Source organism: Micromonospora sp. C41 (assembly GCF_018070485.1).
Lineage (GTDB): Bacteria > Actinomycetota > Actinomycetes > Mycobacteriales > Micromonosporaceae > Micromonospora > Micromonospora chalcea.
Genome location: NZ_JAGPXP010000011.1, coordinates 26,151 through 39,603 on the forward strand (window position 1 = coordinate 26,151; position 13,453 = coordinate 39,603).

Below are 13,453 nucleotides of genomic sequence, written 5' to 3' on the forward strand. Positions count from 1 at the left end.
GCCCGGACGGTCCGCCGCGACCGGCAGGACTGTCGCGGCGGACCGCCCGCCACCTGGAGGAACCATGACGGACCGGCCTTCCCCGCCCGGACCACCGCTGGCCGATCTGCTGCACCGGATGATGCGCGGCGACGAACCGGTGGAGCGGATCGGGTCGGCGCTGCGCGACGCCCGGCTCGACCTCGCGATGAACGGCGACGGCCGGCCGCTGGTCGTGCGCTCCTTCGACGACATGCCCTGCGTGGTGGTGGCCACCTCGGCGGCCACGCGCGCGGACACGTTCGCCCCGCTGTGGCGCCCGGTCGAGCTGGCCGAGCTCGCCGAACTGCTGCCCGACGGCATCGACCTGCTCGTCGACCCGGACGGTCCCGAGCCGGTACGGCTGGCCGCCGCGATCGTCTGGCACGCCCTGCTGCCCGCCGACGAGGAGGCCGCCGGGTGAGCGACGCCGAGTTCCTTCTGCTGCTCGATCCGGAGTGGACCGACGGCGAGGACGACGAGCCGCCGTTCGAGGCGGTCGTCGGGATGTGGCCGGTCGGCCCGGACGGCGAGGTCGGCCGGTTCCGGAGCAACCCGGAGTACCGTCCCCGCTTCCCGGACTCCCCCACCGACCCGGCCGACGCCCTGCTGCGCCTGACCGCGGCGGGCGAGGCCGAGCCGGCGGACCTGCTCACGGTCCTGCGGGACGCCACGTTCCACCTGGCGACGAACGGCGACGGGCGGCCACTCGTCGTGCCCGATCCCGAGGACGGGAGCTGCGTGGTGGTCACCACGAGCGCGGCACACCGGGAGCGGGTGCCGGCGCCCGGCTGGCGGCTGCTCGACCTGACGGAACTGGCCACCGCGGCCGGCGCGTACGACGCGCTGGTCAACCCGGGCGGCCCGGCGCCGGCCCGCCTGTCCGCCGCCTTCCTGCGCGAGGCGGCGCCGTGAGCGCCGGGACGCTGCACCTGCTCCTGCTGCGCGCCGCGGGCCGCCTCCCGGACGACGACCTCGTCGCACTGCGCGCGCTGCTCGCCGACGGCGACCGGGGCGCCTGCGCCGCCCGGCTGCTCGGCGCGTTCCCGCAGTCCGCGGCGGAGATCGCGGCGCTGGCCGCGCTGCTGCCACCGGAGACGCCGTTGCCGCCGGACCCGGCGGCCGACGAGGACGTGGACACCGAGCCGCGCACCCCGTTCGTCCCGTTCCCGCCGGCCGACCTGCCGCTGTACGCGACCGCCGCGCCGCTCGTCGTGGACGAGACCGCGGGCGGAAACGTGGACGACCTCGACCGGGCCCTGCTCGACGTGCTGGACCCGGCGCACACCGCCGGGGTGTGGCGCTGCTGGCGGATCACCGCCGGGCCGGGCGACACGGCGAGCGCCGTGCGCGTCTACCTGGTCGAGGCGACACTGCCCGACGACGAGCTGCCCGACGTCGCCGACCGGGGACAGCGGGCGCTCGGCGCCGCCGGTCACGCCGTGCCGGGCGAGGTCTACCGGCCCGGCCTGCCGCTGCCCGCGTACCAGTGGGCGGCCCGGTCCCGGTCGGCGCTGATCTGGGCCCCGCGGCCACCCGGCGAGGTCCGGGGGGCCGCCGCCGGAGCCGGGCGGCTCCCCCTGGACGACGACGAGATCGCGCCGTTCGTCACCTACCTGCGGTCCGCCCCCGCGCTGACCGAGCGCCTGCGCACCGACGGCGCGTGGATCTGGCCGGCCGACCTGGCCGACCGGGTGCTCGACGAGGGCGCGCTGGCCGACGAGGGCCTGCGCCGGCACCTGCGGCTGCGCCGGGCCGAGCCGGGGCCGCCGGCCGACGCGGTCGCCGTGCACCGGGCGCTCGCCGCTCTGGTACGCGCCGGCTGGCCGCGCTGATGCACGAACGGCTTCGGTCGGGGTGTCCTTAGGGCACGACCGTCCGGCCGGACCGGCGCCCACGGCACCCGGCGTGGTCGAATGCGCCGAGCGCCGCCGACGAGGACGCGAGGAGGCCGGGAATGACGGAGCAGGAGCAGCTGCACATCGCGCTGCTGCGCCTCGGCGGGCAGGTCCCCGACGCGATGCTGGCCGAGGCGCGGCTGCGGCTCGCCGACACCGGCACGGTGGCCCTGCCCGAGCCGCCCGTGGCCCTCGATCTGGCGTTCACGTTCGCTTCGGCCGTACCCGATCCGCGTGTCTTCGGTGGGCGGGTGCCGCCGCTGGCGGACCTCACCGGCCGCGAGGGCCTGATGGACGACACCGACCGGGTCGCCGTCGCGGCGGTCCGGCGGCAGCCCGACGCCGTGGCGCTGTGGCGCGCGTGGCGGATCGCCCCGGAGTGGGCGGCCTCGGTGATCCCGCCCGCGCCGGTGTACGTGCTGGAGGCGAACGGGCCGCAGGCGGTGACGGCGGCGAACGTGATGCGGGCGCTCGCCGGGGCCGGGCTCACCGCGCCGCTGGTCGAGGTGTACCGCTCCGGTGACAAGCTTCCGCCGTACGCCGCGGCGGCCCGCGCATCCGGCGCGCTGCTCTGGGCCGACCGGGACGCCGAGCCACTGCGGATCGCCCGGGTCCACGACGAGGTGGACGACGACGGGGCCCGCTTCGCGCCCGACCGGGAGCGGCTGTCGGGCCCGGAACTGGCCCGGGTGGCCGCGTACCTCGACGCGGGCACCCCGGTGCTGGCCACCACCGCGCGGGGACCGGACGTGGTCCGGCCCGAACGCGGCCGGGTCGTGCCGATGACCTACCGCACGGACGGCCGCTGGCTGTGGCCCGAGTCGGTCGCCTACTACCTGCAGGCGTACGGGCTGGCGCCGGAACCGGACCTGCTGGCCCACATCCGCTCGCGCGGGGATCTGCTGCCGGTCACCGATCCCGCCGACGAGCACCGCGCGCTGGCCCTGCTGTTCCAGTCGTACGCCCTCGTGCCGGCGGCGCCGGACGCATGACGATCTTCGTGGCGATCGCGTCGTACCGGGACCGGGAACTGGTGCCGACGGTGCTGGACTGCCTGGCGAAGGCGGCGCGCCCACAGGACGTCCGCGTCGCGGTCTGCTGGCAGCACCTCGGCGACGAGGACATCTCCGCCATCCGGGACCTGCCCGGCGTGGACGTCCAGGAGTACGACGCCCGCGACAGCCGGGGCGCCTGCTGGGCACGCGACCAGACGTTCCAGCGGTACCGCGGTGAGGACTGGCTGTTGCAGGTCGACAGCCACACCCGGTTCGCGCCGGACTGGGACACACGGCTGATCCGGATGGCGCGGGAGACCGGCGCGGCGAAGCCGGTCCTGACCGCGTACCCGGCGAGTTACGAGCCCGAGCGGGAGTTCACCGGCGACGGCGTGCCGGCCGAGATCGTGGTCACCGACTGGACGGCGTTCGGCATACCGGTCTTCGGTCAGCGTCCCATCGAGGGGGCGGCGCCCGGCGTACCACCCAAACCGGCGCTGTTCCTGGCCGCCGGTTTCCTCTTCGCGCCCGGCTCGTTCGCCGTCGAGGTGCCGTACGACCCGGGCATCTACTTCCACGGTGAGGAGATCACCCTGGCGTTGCGCGCCTACACATGGGGCTACGACCTGTTCCATCCCACCGAGGTGCTGGCGTGGCACTACTACATCCGCCAGGACAAGCCGCGGCACTGGAGCGACCACGTCGAGTCCGACTGGGCCCGCTACGAGGAGCTGAGCCGCCGGCGGGTGCTCTACATGCTGCACACGCCGCCGGTCGACCGGCTCGGCATCGGCCCGGTACGCACGCTGCGGCAGTTCGTGGAACACACCGGCTGCAACTTCACCCGGCGCACCTGGACCGACATGCTGGCCCAGGAACTCGTGCTGCTCTTCTGACATTCCTGTCGGCCGGCTACCGGGCGAGCCGGTTCCGCTCGTAGTGGCCTCTGAAGTCGAAGAAGCGCAGCCCGTCCACAGTCGCGTCAGCGGCGATCTGCTCCGCCGTCCAGACATGGTCGGAGTAGTCGTCCATCGCGCCGCCGCCCCGACCGAGCAGCGTCAACGTCAGGCGACGGACCTCCACCGTCCCGTCGACCCGGCCTGAGACGTCGACCTGCACCGCCCACCTGGGCCGGTCACCGCGGGCGCGGCTCAGGGCCCGCACCGCCGCCGGCTCCCAGTCCGCGTACAGGTGCTCGTCCTCGCCGGTCAGATCCGGGTACAGGCATCCGTCCACCAGCCACGGATGTCTCTGATCCGGCGACAGCCGGTCGAGCAGGGCGACGACGGCGGCCTGCGCCATGGCCGGGAAGACGAAGACGGTACGCACGCCACGAGCGTCGCACGCCGCAGCCGATCCGACAGCGCCCCGCCACTGCGACCTGCCGGCGTGCAGGCAGGCGTTCAGCCGTTGCTAGGACTGGAGATCCCGCGCCTCGCGAAGGACTCGGCGACCTCGTCGAAGGCCGCGACGGCCAGCTCCGGCCGCGCGGCGGCCTCGGCCAACGGCAGCTCCACCTGAGGGTCGTAGCCGGACAGACCGGTGACCGCCTCGACGACCGCGCCGAGCTGGTGCACCGCCGCGACGACGGCCCGGGCGTCACCGCCCCGGTACCAGTACGGCACGGTGACACTGACCTCGTCCGCGTAGTAGCTGACCTGGACGCCGGTCGGCTCGTGCGTCAGCTCGTAGTTGTCGGCCCCCTCGAACACGGAGACCTCACCGAGCACCTGCCGCGCCGCCGCCACGATCCGGTTCCACGCCTCGGCGCGCGGACGCTCGTCGCTGTCGGCCTCCGCCGCCGCCTCCAGGGCGTCCTCCCAGGACTGGTCGTCGCCTCGGGGTACGAAGATCAGGTCATAGCTCATGACGAAGGACCGTACATCCAGGCGCTTTGATGCGCCGGTCGACTCCGCCTACTGGTGATCAGGATGACCTGGACGAGTCAGCACATCGTCCAGTCCTCGACGGTCAAGACCAACTCCTCAGCGCGAGTGGTCGAGATGCGATGTCGTTTGGCGATATCCGCCAGCACCGCTCCCTCGCTGACCTCGACATTGTCCTGTGTTGCTTGGTTGAACTCCCCGCTGAGCCCGTATGCCTGCGCGGACGGGACTCGACACTTGTCCGGCTGGCTCAGCTTGTCGCGGACGATGGCCTGGTGGAGCTGGTAGCCCTGCCAAGAGGCGGCGTCCCCTTTGGCGGCGTCCGCCCAACGCCCCTCAGGCGCCCATTCGAACGCCGCGTAACTGGGCGACACCTCACGTCGGTCGTATGTGATCACGATCGACAGCGCCTGCCATCCCTGCCCTCTGTGGTTCTCCACGATACGTGTCGCGACGTCGATGACCTGCTGAACGCTGACGGGGTAGACGTGCAGTTCCACCCGCAGGGCTAGACGGCGAGCGCCGGAGCCGGAACTGACGTCTCGGCGCTCGAAGATGTCGTAGGCAGGCAGCACTTGCCTTGTACTCGCTGGGCGACTCGCCCCTACCGGTGGCGTGGAAGGCGGCGTGGCCGACGGGGTAGGCAGAGCGGTGGTGCGAACCGGCTCGGGCGTGCGCGTACTCGGTGCTGGCGTTCGCTCGATGGTAGGGGAGGCTGGGGCAGGTTGCGAAGGTGACGCCCCGCCGAGGAGAAGGCCGACAGCGGAGAGAGCACCTCCGCCGATGCAGCAAAGGAAGAGACCACCGACAACTGCCACCGACAGGACGATCCCTACCCTCATGCCCTTCCCGGGAGCCCTGGCCGCATACTGCGCCGGGGGTCGCCCTGAAGGCGTCGCCGCGTCGGTTCCAAGCGGATTAACGAACGGATCCGGCGGATCGGGCGTCTGCTGCACGGCAGCTCCAATGGGAGGGCGTACAAACGATTGTCGACACCGCCGCGGTCCCTTACGTTCCACCGAACAGTGGAACTACGAACTGGCTGAACGTTCACGGCTGCGAAGTGACACCCGAGCGTAGGGTCCCGCAGCTACCGGAACGCCTTGCGCTCAGAATAGCCGCCAGCACCTGGAACGAACGACGTCCAGGAAGCGGTCGCCAGCGGCAACGAATCGAAAACGCCACGTCCAAAGGGATGCGTCTCACGTGATGCTTGGCGAGCCTCCGGCTCGCTCTGCCGATGCGAGTGCCTCCTCGGTCTGTCGCACGACAGCGGCATCGGGTATCGGCATCTGGGCCGGACTACGGCGCAGAAGCGGAGCGGCGATGTCCTCGGCAGGTCACGGGCGACGCCGATCTGCCCGTACGGCCGCCCACGGCGACCCGTTCGAAGGGTCGATCACGATATATGCGGGTGCCACGCTGGCGGGCATGCCGAGCGAGCAACGGGAACAGTGGGTCCGGATGGCACGTGCCGCACTGATCATCGCCGCGATGCGACGGTCGCTGCTGACCTACGGCGAACTGGGCCAGGCGATCGGCATGGCCGGCGTGGATCTCCGCAACCAGATGCGCCACGTTCTGGCCCGGGTGGCCGAGGAGTGCACCGCCGCCGGAGAGCCTTCCCTACCTGCGCTGGTCGTCAATGCCACCACTGGTCAGCCAGGCTCCGGCTGGATCGACGGCGCGGTCCGCTGGCACGCGGAGGTGCAGAAGCTGTTCCGGCACTGGAACTCACCGCGCTGAGCCGGTCCCACTTCTGTTGGCGCACCGGCCCTCCGCGCCCACGTGAACGCACCCTCAGTCCCACGTAGCGCGCCGGTTCACTGACCGTTACTCGTCCGTGTTCGCCACTCGTCCAGGCGCGTACCGGCGATGCGGGCGCCGTCGGCGGGAACCAGCGAGCGTTCGGCCACCGCGGCACCGAAATAGCGGGCGCCGGGATCACCCACCACCGAACGAGTATCCCGCTGAGCGTCGAGGACGGATCGTCCCAGTTCGTCGAGGCGGAACTGCTCCGGGCCGCCGACCTCGACCACGGCGTACGTCGGCGCGCCGACCACGACCTCGGCTACCGCGGCGGCGACGTCGTCCGCTGCCATCGGCTGGATGAGCACCGGCGCGAGGTGCACGGTGTCGCCGTCCGTGGCGGCGTCGGCGATGCCCTGAAGGAACTCGAAGAACTGGGTGGCGTGCACCAGCGAGTACGGGAGCCCGGACGCGGTGATGAGCTGCTCCTGGGCGACCTTCGCCCGCATGTATCCGCTGTCCGGAAGCCGTTCGGAACCCACTACGGACAGCGCCACGTAGTGACCCACCCCGGCGTCCGCGGCGGCGGCGAGAAGGTTGCGCGTGGACGTCTCGAAGAACTCCAACGCGGCGCTGCCCTCAAGCGACGGCGAGTTCGACACGTCGACGACGGCGCCGGCGCCGGTCAGCGCCTCCGCCACTCCTTCGCCGGTCAGCGTGTTCACGCCGGTCTTCGGCGACGCCGCCACCGCTTCGTGGCCCTGGGCATCGAGGATCTTCACGAGCTTGGAGCCGATGAGCCCACTGCCACCGATGACGACGACCTTCATGATCGAGCCCCTCCCTGGTCGGCACTGGCTGATTGGCGCTGCCACCAGTAGGACGGAAACCCTGCGCGGACGCAGGAAATTCGCCGAGAACAGCTCGACGGAGATCGTCCGGCTTCGACCGGAAGAGCCCGTGTGGTCACGCCGGGGCGTAGCGGCGCACTCCGTCGACGTCGGCAGCCTTCAGCCGCCCCTGCGCCACCAGCAGGTCGAGGTGGGCGGCCGTCTCGGTGACGGCAAGCATCTGGTTGAACAGGTCCAGGTCGGCGAAGGCACGCTCCCGCCTGGTCCAGGTCAGTTGACCCGCCGCCTCGTAAGCCGTCGTCGCGTCACGCACGACCTCGCACGCCTGGTCGAGTCGCTTCGCGTGATGGTGCAGGAGTTCGTCGACGCGCGCGTGGACACTCGGGCCGACCGGGCCGTGCGCCGGCAGCATCCGCTGGTCGGGCAGAGACCGGACCAACCGCAACGAATCCAGGTAGTCCCCGAGTGGCAGCGCCGCGGCCGCCGCCTCGAAGCCGATGGACGGTGTGATGTGCGGAAGGACGTGGTCGCCGGTGAACATCAGCTCCGCGTCGCGATCGAGGAAGACGACGTGCCCACGGGTGTGTCCAGGGGTCGCCACCACCCGCAGGGTCCTGGTCGGCAGGACGACGTCGGTCCCCCCGGCCAACCAGTCGTCCGGCGCCGCCCAGTCCGTCGGATCATGCCGCGCCGACTCGGCCCGCGCGCGCAGCGCTTCGACGATCTCGCCCGCACCGCATCGCATCAGCGCCTGCCAGTGTTCGGACATCGGCCGGTGGCCCGGAGTCGACAGCTCGCGGATAGAGGGTTCCTCGCCCTCGCCGAGGCTCACCGTGGTGCCGAACTCGCGCCGTACGGCCACCGCCATCGCGTAGTGGTCGCGGTGCACGTGCGTCACGAGGAACCGGCGTACGTCCGCAAGGCCCGCGCCCAGGGCAGCCAGGGCCGCGTCCAATGCCTGTCGGGCCGCCGTGATGGCCCAGCCCGAGTCGACCAGCACGAGGCCGTCGTCACCGGCCAGGGCGTACACGTTCACCGATCGCAGACCGTCCTGCGGTAGCGGCAGCGGAATGCGGTACACCCCGGCGGCCACCTCGAACACGCCCGGACGCGTCCAGTCCGACGTCACGTCATCGGGCTCGACCCGCATCGCTGCTGCCCCCACCATTCGCCGTCCTCCATCCAGAGCATGACCGACACGACTGTGTCACTTGCGCTTGCGGATCTCCTCGGCGGCCTGGGGGACGACCTTGAACAGGTCGCCGACCACGCCGTAGTCGGCGAGTTCGAAGATCGGCGCTTCGGCGTCCTTGTTGACCGCGACGATGGTCTTCGAGGTCTGCATGCCGGCCCGGTGCTGGATCGCCCCGGAGATACCCAGCGCGACATACAGCTGCGGAGACACGGTCTTGCCGGTCTGGCCGACCTGGAACTGGTGCGGGTAGTAGCCGGAGTCGACCGCCGCGCGGGACGCGCCGACCGCGCCGCCGAGCAGGTCGGCGATCTCCTCGACCAGCTTGAAGTTGTCCGCGTTACCGACACCCCGCCCGCCGGACACCACCACAGAGGCTTCGGTCAGCTCGGGGCGGGAGCCCTTCTGCTCCGCGACCCGCTCCACCACCTTCGCCAGCTTGTCCGCGTCGGTGACCGACACGGTCAGCTGCTCCACCGCCGGGCTGGCCGCGGCCGGGACCGGGTTGAGCGAGTTCGGCCGGACGGTGACCAGCGGCAGGCCCTTGGTGACCTTCGCCTTGACGATCGTGGAGCCGGCGAACGCCACCTGGGTGGCGGTGCCGTCGGCGGCCAGGCCGACCACGTCGGTCAGGATGCCGTTGTCCAGCTTCACCGCCAGCCGGGCGGCGATCTCCTTGCCCTCCTGCGACGACGCCAGCAGCACCGCCGCCGGCTGCACCCGCGCGACGAGGTCGGCGACCACAGTCGCCTTGGGGGCCACCAGGTAGCCGTCGATCTCCTCACCCTCGGCCGCGTAGATCTTCTCCGCGCCGTACTCGCCGAGCTTGGCGCTCAGCGCCTCGGCGGCGCCGGCGCCACCGAGGACGACCGCGCTCGGGGTGCCCAGCTCGCGGGCGAGGGTGAGCATCTCGAGGGTGACCTTCTTGACGCCGAACTCCTTCGTGGCTTCGACGACGACGAGAACCTCAGACATGTCAGTGACCTCTCACACGAACTTCTCGGTGGCGAGGAACTCGACCAGCTTCACGCCGCCGTCGCCCTCGTCGGTGATCTTCTCGCCGCCGGAACGCGGCGGGCGCTTGGAGTGCTCCACCACCGCGCTGGTGGCGCCGTCGAAGCCCACCTCGGCCGCGGCCACGCCCAGGTCGCCCAGGGAGAGCGTCTGCACCGGCTTCTTCTTGGCCGCCATGATGCCCTTGAAGGACGGGTACCGCGGCTCGTTGATGGTGTCCCAGACGGAGACCACAGCCGGGGTCGAGGCGGTGACCACCTCGTAGCCCTCCTCGGTCTGCCGCTCGACGGTCAGGCTGGACCCGTCGACGGTGAGCTTGCGCGCGCCGGTCAGCGCGGCCACGCCCAGCCGCTCGGCGATCATGTGCGGCATCACCTGCACCCGGCCGTCGGTCGACTCCGCACCGCACAGGACCAGGTCGGCGTTCAACTGCCCGAGCGCGGCGGCGAGGACCTTCGAGGTGGCCACCGCGCAGGAGCCGTGCAGGGCGTCGTCCACCACGTGGACGGCCTTGTCCGGGCCCATGGACAGCGCCTTACGGATCGACTCGGTCGCCCGGTCCGGACCCATCGTCAGGATGGTGACCTCACCACCGTGCGCTTCCTTGATCTTCAACGCCTCTTCGATGGCGTACTCGTCCATCTCATTGATGACGTTGTTCGCCGAACCGCGGTCGACGGTGTTGTCGTCAGAACGCAGGCTGCGGTCCGCGCCCGAATCAGGCACCTGCTTGACGAGTACGACGATATTCATCGCTTCGATCACCTTTCCTGTCTCGCGGCGTCACGCATGCTCCGGGCGTCCTGGCCACCGAGGGAGTCACTGCCCACCTCGGCATTGTGCGCGTGCGCAACGTGGTGCAGCCCGAACACCGAATCCATTCCGTCCCGCAGGCCCATGAGGTCCTCGGCCTGGTTGACCGCCTTCTTGGTCAGCGCGAGACCCAGACGCGGCATCTGCGCGATCCGTGCGGCGAGCCCCATGACCTCGGCCTCGAGCTCGTCTCTGGCGACCACCCGGTTGACCATGCCCAGCTCGGCGGCGCGCGCCGCCGGCATCCGGTCGCCGGTGAAGAGGAACTCCTTGGCGAAGCGCGGACCCATCACCCACGGGTGGGCGAAGTACTCGACGCCGGGGATCCCCATGCGGACGACCGGATCGGCGAAGAACGCGTCGTCCGAGGCGACGATCAGGTCGCAGGACCAGGCGAGCATGAGGCCCCCGGCGATGCACGCTCCCTGCACCATCGCGATCATCGGCTTGGGCAGCTCACGCCAGCGGCGGCACATCCCGAGGTACACCTCGGACTCCCGGGCGAACCGGCTGTCGGCCCCGGCCTTGCCCACATGGTCCCACCACAGTCCGGCCCGCCGGTCGAACGACGAGTCGATGTCCCGGCCCGGCGTACCGATGTCGTGGCCGGCCGAGAAGTGCTTCCCCGCGCCCGCCAGGACGATGACCTTCACCTCGTCGTCCGCGGCCGCGCGGTAGAACGCGTCGTCGAGCGCGTAGGTCATCGCCGAGTTCTGCGCGTTGCGGTACTCCGGCCGGTTCATCGTCACGACGGCCACCGGCCCCCGCGTCTCGTACCGGACGACCTCCGCCGCCGCCTGCGGGGCCACGCCGCTGGTCTCGCTCATCTGGATCTCCTTCTCACGGGTCGGTGTACGTCGTGCGGGGCCGGCGGTCAGGACGCGGGGCGCACGCCGGTCAGGCCGACACCGAGGTCGTCCAGCAGAGCCGCCCGGTGCCAGGCGGCGCTGCCCCACGACGACTCCAGAGCCCACGACCGCTTGAGGAACAGGTGCAGGTCGTACTCGGTGGTGTAACCGATCGCGCCGTGGCACTGCAGGGCGGCCCGGCCCACGACGTGCGCCGCCTCGGACGCCAGCGCCTTGGCCGTCGCCAGGGCGCGCAGCCGGCCCGGAAGGCCCGCGGCCAGTTCGAACCCGGCCGTCGCCACCACCGGTACGGCGAACTCCAGGTGCAGCAGCGCCGTGGCGAGGTGGTGCTTGACCGCCTGGAAGCTGCCGATCGGCACCCCGAACTGCTCCCGGGTGCGGACGTGCTCGACAGTGAGGTCGAGCATCCGCCGGGACAGCCCGATGAGCTCGGCCGAGGTCGCCAGCACCCCGCGCTCCCAGGCCAGCCGCACCACCTGCGGGTCGTCCACTGCCGCCACGAGCCGCGCGCCTGCGTACCCGGTCAGGTCCAGCGCGACGTCCACCGACGGCGACGTCGAGACCGCCGCGTCGGACACGTCGAGAATCTCGATGCGCCCCGTCCCACCGAAGCCGCCGCGCAGCACCAGGTCGACACCGGAACCGAACGCGACATGCCCGGTCTCCGCAGGGTCGACGCCGACCGTGAGGCCCCCGTCGACGAGCTTCGCCAGCAGGTCCGGAGCGCCCGCGGCGAGCACCGCCGGGGCGACCGCGAGGGTCGCCGTGAGCGGCAGCGGCGCGGCGGCGTACCCGATCTGCGCGAAGACCGACACGAGGTGGTTCTCGTCCAGGCCCAGCCCTCCGTCGTCCTCGGCCACGAGCAGCCCCGCAACGCCGAGACCGGCCAGGCTCTCGGCCAGTGCGGCCACCTGCGCCGATCCGGCTCCGGCGCGTACCGTCTGCGGCGGGCACCGGTCGGTGAGCACCTGACGGACGACCGCCTCCAGCTCCCGCTGCTCGTCACTCGGAGCGAAACGCACGCGTGATCACCTCCTCGGCAGACCGAGCAGGCGCTCGGCGATGATGTTGCGCTGGATCTCGTTGGTGCCCGCGTAGATCGGGCCCGACAGCGAGAACTGGTAGCCGCGGGTCCACGGCCCGTCGACGAGCGCGTCCGGGCCGAGCAGTTCCAGCGCCGTCTCGTGCAACGCGATGTCCAGCTCGGACCAGAAGACCTTGTTGAGGCTCGAACGTGCGCCGGCCGGGCGACCCTCGACGATGTCGGTGACCTGAGCCAGCGTGAACTGCTGGTAGGCGTGCGCCTGCATCCACGAGCGCGCCACCCGGTCGCGGAGCAGGTCGGTCGCCGCTTCGCCCCGCTCGCCCGCGAGCGCCACGAGCGCGGCTGCCGCCTTGAGGAAACGCCCCGGTGAGCGCAGCGTCAGTCCCCGCTCCGAGCCGGTCGTCGACATCGCGACCGACCAGCCCTGGTCGACGCCGCCGAGGACCGCCGAGTCCGGTACGAACGCGTTCTCGAAGAACACGTCGGCGAAGCCCTCGTCACCGTCGAGCCGGTCGAACCCGCGCACCGTCACGCCCGGGGTGTCCAACGGCACGAGGAAGTACGTCAGTCCGCGGTGCCGCTGCGCCTGCGGGTCGGTACGGAACAGCCCGAACAGGTGGGTGCAGAACGCGCCCCGGGTCGACCAGGTCTTCTGCCCGCTCAGGCGCCACCCGCCGGCCTGCTCGTCCCGTACCGCCCGGGACGTGATCCCGGCCAGGTCGCTGCCCGCGCCCGGCTCGGACCAGCCCTGGGCCCACAGGTCCTGCGCCGCCGCCATCCGCGGCAGCAGCTCGTCCTGCTGCTGCTTCGTGCCGAATTCGAAGATCGTCGGGGCGAGCAGGAAGATGCCGTTCTGCGTCACCCGCTGCGGCGCGCCGGCCCGGTAGTACTCCTCCTCGAAGATGAGCCACTGCCAGATCGAGGCCTCGCGGCCGCCGTACTCCTGCGGCCACGACACGACCGACCACCGGTCCGCGTGCAGTGCCCGCTCCCACTCCAGGTGGGCGGCGAAGCCCGCCGCGGTGTCGCCGGAGGGCAGCGGCTGCCGCGGTACGTTCGCGGTGAGCCAGTCGCGGGCCTCCGCACGGAACTGCTCGTCCTGTGCCGACCAGGTCAGATCCAT

General features: G+C 71.6%; 16 protein-coding genes. 6 read left to right on the plus strand and 10 right to left on the minus strand.

Annotation, left to right across the window (positions count from 1 at the left end; genetic code table 11):
* Positions 1-64: 64 nt before the first annotated feature.
* From KBX43_RS14210 to KBX43_RS14230, 5 genes are all read left to right on the plus strand, one after another.
* On the plus strand, positions 65-442 hold the full coding sequence (locus KBX43_RS14210; RefSeq protein ID WP_064446315.1) for a hypothetical protein: 378 nt from the start codon (positions 65-67) through the stop codon (positions 440-442).
* Positions 439-933 carry a type VII secretion system-associated protein gene (locus tag KBX43_RS14215; RefSeq protein WP_210884724.1) on the plus strand — a complete coding sequence of 165 codons (495 nt, stop codon included), beginning with the start codon at positions 439-441 and terminating at the stop codon, positions 931-933. Before KBX43_RS14210 ends, KBX43_RS14215 begins: the two co-directional genes overlap by 4 nt.
* The gene (locus tag KBX43_RS14220; protein WP_210884726.1) at positions 930-1,853 is read left to right on the plus strand and encodes a hypothetical protein; all 924 of its coding nucleotides are present in this window, start codon (positions 930-932) and stop codon (positions 1,851-1,853) included. Before KBX43_RS14215 ends, KBX43_RS14220 begins: the two co-directional genes overlap by 4 nt.
* Positions 1,854-1,975: 122 nt before the next feature.
* On the plus strand, positions 1,976-2,908 hold the full coding sequence (locus KBX43_RS14225; RefSeq protein WP_210884728.1) for a hypothetical protein: 933 nt from the start codon (positions 1,976-1,978) through the stop codon (positions 2,906-2,908).
* Positions 2,905-3,807, plus strand: a complete 903-nt coding sequence (locus tag KBX43_RS14230) for a GlcNAc-transferase family protein (protein ID WP_064446318.1) — start codon at positions 2,905-2,907, stop codon at positions 3,805-3,807. Before KBX43_RS14225 ends, KBX43_RS14230 begins: the two co-directional genes overlap by 4 nt.
* Before the next feature lie 16 nt (positions 3,808-3,823).
* On the opposite strand, the gene KBX43_RS14235 is transcribed toward KBX43_RS14230, so the two are convergent.
* From KBX43_RS14235 to KBX43_RS14245, 3 genes are all read right to left on the minus strand, one after another.
* On the minus strand, positions 3,824-4,240 hold the full coding sequence (locus tag KBX43_RS14235) for a hypothetical protein (protein ID WP_210884730.1): 417 nt from the start codon (positions 4,238-4,240) through the stop codon (positions 3,824-3,826).
* 74 nt (positions 4,241-4,314) lie between these two features.
* Positions 4,315-4,779, minus strand: a complete 465-nt coding sequence (locus KBX43_RS14240) for a hypothetical protein (protein ID WP_210884732.1) — start codon at positions 4,777-4,779, stop codon at positions 4,315-4,317.
* A 77-nt stretch (positions 4,780-4,856) separates the two neighbouring features.
* Positions 4,857-5,372 (minus strand): hypothetical protein, encoded by a 516-nt coding sequence (locus tag KBX43_RS14245; protein ID WP_064446321.1) that lies wholly within the window; start codon positions 5,370-5,372, stop codon positions 4,857-4,859.
* Positions 5,373-6,228: 856 nt separating this feature from the next.
* Here KBX43_RS14245 and KBX43_RS14250 point away from each other — a divergent pair.
* Positions 6,229-6,543 (plus strand): hypothetical protein, encoded by a 315-nt coding sequence (locus KBX43_RS14250; protein ID WP_064446322.1) that lies wholly within the window; start codon positions 6,229-6,231, stop codon positions 6,541-6,543.
* 77 nt (positions 6,544-6,620) lie between these two features.
* On the opposite strand, the gene KBX43_RS14255 is transcribed toward KBX43_RS14250, so the two are convergent.
* From KBX43_RS14255 to KBX43_RS14285, 7 genes are all read right to left on the minus strand, one after another.
* Entirely contained in the window at positions 6,621-7,376 is a 756-nt protein-coding gene (locus KBX43_RS14255; protein WP_210884735.1) for an SDR family oxidoreductase, read from the minus strand.
* A 136-nt stretch (positions 7,377-7,512) separates the two neighbouring features.
* The gene (locus tag KBX43_RS14260) at positions 7,513-8,547 is read right to left on the minus strand and encodes an MBL fold metallo-hydrolase (protein WP_043324810.1); all 1,035 of its coding nucleotides are present in this window, start codon (positions 8,545-8,547) and stop codon (positions 7,513-7,515) included.
* Positions 8,548-8,604: 57 nt separating this feature from the next.
* Positions 8,605-9,564, minus strand: coding sequence for an electron transfer flavoprotein subunit alpha/FixB family protein (locus tag KBX43_RS14265; protein WP_210884737.1), 960 nt, complete (start codon positions 9,562-9,564; stop codon positions 8,605-8,607).
* 12 nt (positions 9,565-9,576) lie between these two features.
* Complete coding sequence (locus tag KBX43_RS14270; protein ID WP_210884738.1) at positions 9,577-10,356, minus strand: electron transfer flavoprotein subunit beta/FixA family protein; 780 nt, start codon at positions 10,354-10,356, stop codon at positions 9,577-9,579.
* Positions 10,357-10,364: 8 nt separating this feature from the next.
* Positions 10,365-11,243, minus strand: a complete 879-nt coding sequence (locus KBX43_RS14275) for an enoyl-CoA hydratase (RefSeq protein ID WP_113974388.1) — start codon at positions 11,241-11,243, stop codon at positions 10,365-10,367.
* Between the two features lie 47 nt (positions 11,244-11,290).
* The gene (locus tag KBX43_RS32075; RefSeq protein ID WP_113974390.1) at positions 11,291-12,307 is read right to left on the minus strand and encodes an acyl-CoA dehydrogenase; all 1,017 of its coding nucleotides are present in this window, start codon (positions 12,305-12,307) and stop codon (positions 11,291-11,293) included.
* Positions 12,308-12,313: 6 nt separating this feature from the next.
* Positions 12,314-13,453, minus strand: a complete 1,140-nt coding sequence (locus tag KBX43_RS14285) for an acyl-CoA dehydrogenase family protein (RefSeq protein ID WP_064446326.1) — start codon at positions 13,451-13,453, stop codon at positions 12,314-12,316.

What these genes read in the sequence shown, in the direction of transcription:
- KBX43_RS14225 (WP_210884728.1), top strand. Translation starts at nt 1,976, where the DNA reads ATGACGGAGCAGGAGCAGCTGCACATCGCGCTGCTGCGCCTCGGCGGG.
- KBX43_RS14275 (WP_113974388.1), bottom strand. Translation starts at nt 11,243, where the DNA reads ATGAGCGAGACCAGCGGCGTGGCCCCGCAGGCGGCGGCGGAGGTCGTC.
- KBX43_RS14250 (WP_064446322.1), top strand. Translation starts at nt 6,229, where the DNA reads ATGCCGAGCGAGCAACGGGAACAGTGGGTCCGGATGGCACGTGCCGCA.
- KBX43_RS14230 (WP_064446318.1), top strand. Translation starts at nt 2,905, where the DNA reads ATGACGATCTTCGTGGCGATCGCGTCGTACCGGGACCGGGAACTGGTG.
- KBX43_RS14255 (WP_210884735.1), bottom strand. Translation starts at nt 7,376, where the DNA reads ATGAAGGTCGTCGTCATCGGTGGCAGTGGGCTCATCGGCTCCAAGCTC.
- KBX43_RS14260 (WP_043324810.1), bottom strand. Translation starts at nt 8,547, where the DNA reads ATGCGGGTCGAGCCCGATGACGTGACGTCGGACTGGACGCGTCCGGGC.
- KBX43_RS14270 (WP_210884738.1), bottom strand. Translation starts at nt 10,356, where the DNA reads ATGAATATCGTCGTACTCGTCAAGCAGGTGCCTGATTCGGGCGCGGAC.
- KBX43_RS14265 (WP_210884737.1), bottom strand. Translation starts at nt 9,564, where the DNA reads ATGTCTGAGGTTCTCGTCGTCGTCGAAGCCACGAAGGAGTTCGGCGTC.
- KBX43_RS14285 (WP_064446326.1), bottom strand. Translation starts at nt 13,453, where the DNA reads ATGGATCTGACCTGGTCGGCACAGGACGAGCAGTTCCGTGCGGAGGCC.
- KBX43_RS14210 (WP_064446315.1), top strand. Translation starts at nt 65, where the DNA reads ATGACGGACCGGCCTTCCCCGCCCGGACCACCGCTGGCCGATCTGCTG.
- KBX43_RS14240 (WP_210884732.1), bottom strand. Translation starts at nt 4,779, where the DNA reads ATGAGCTATGACCTGATCTTCGTACCCCGAGGCGACGACCAGTCCTGG.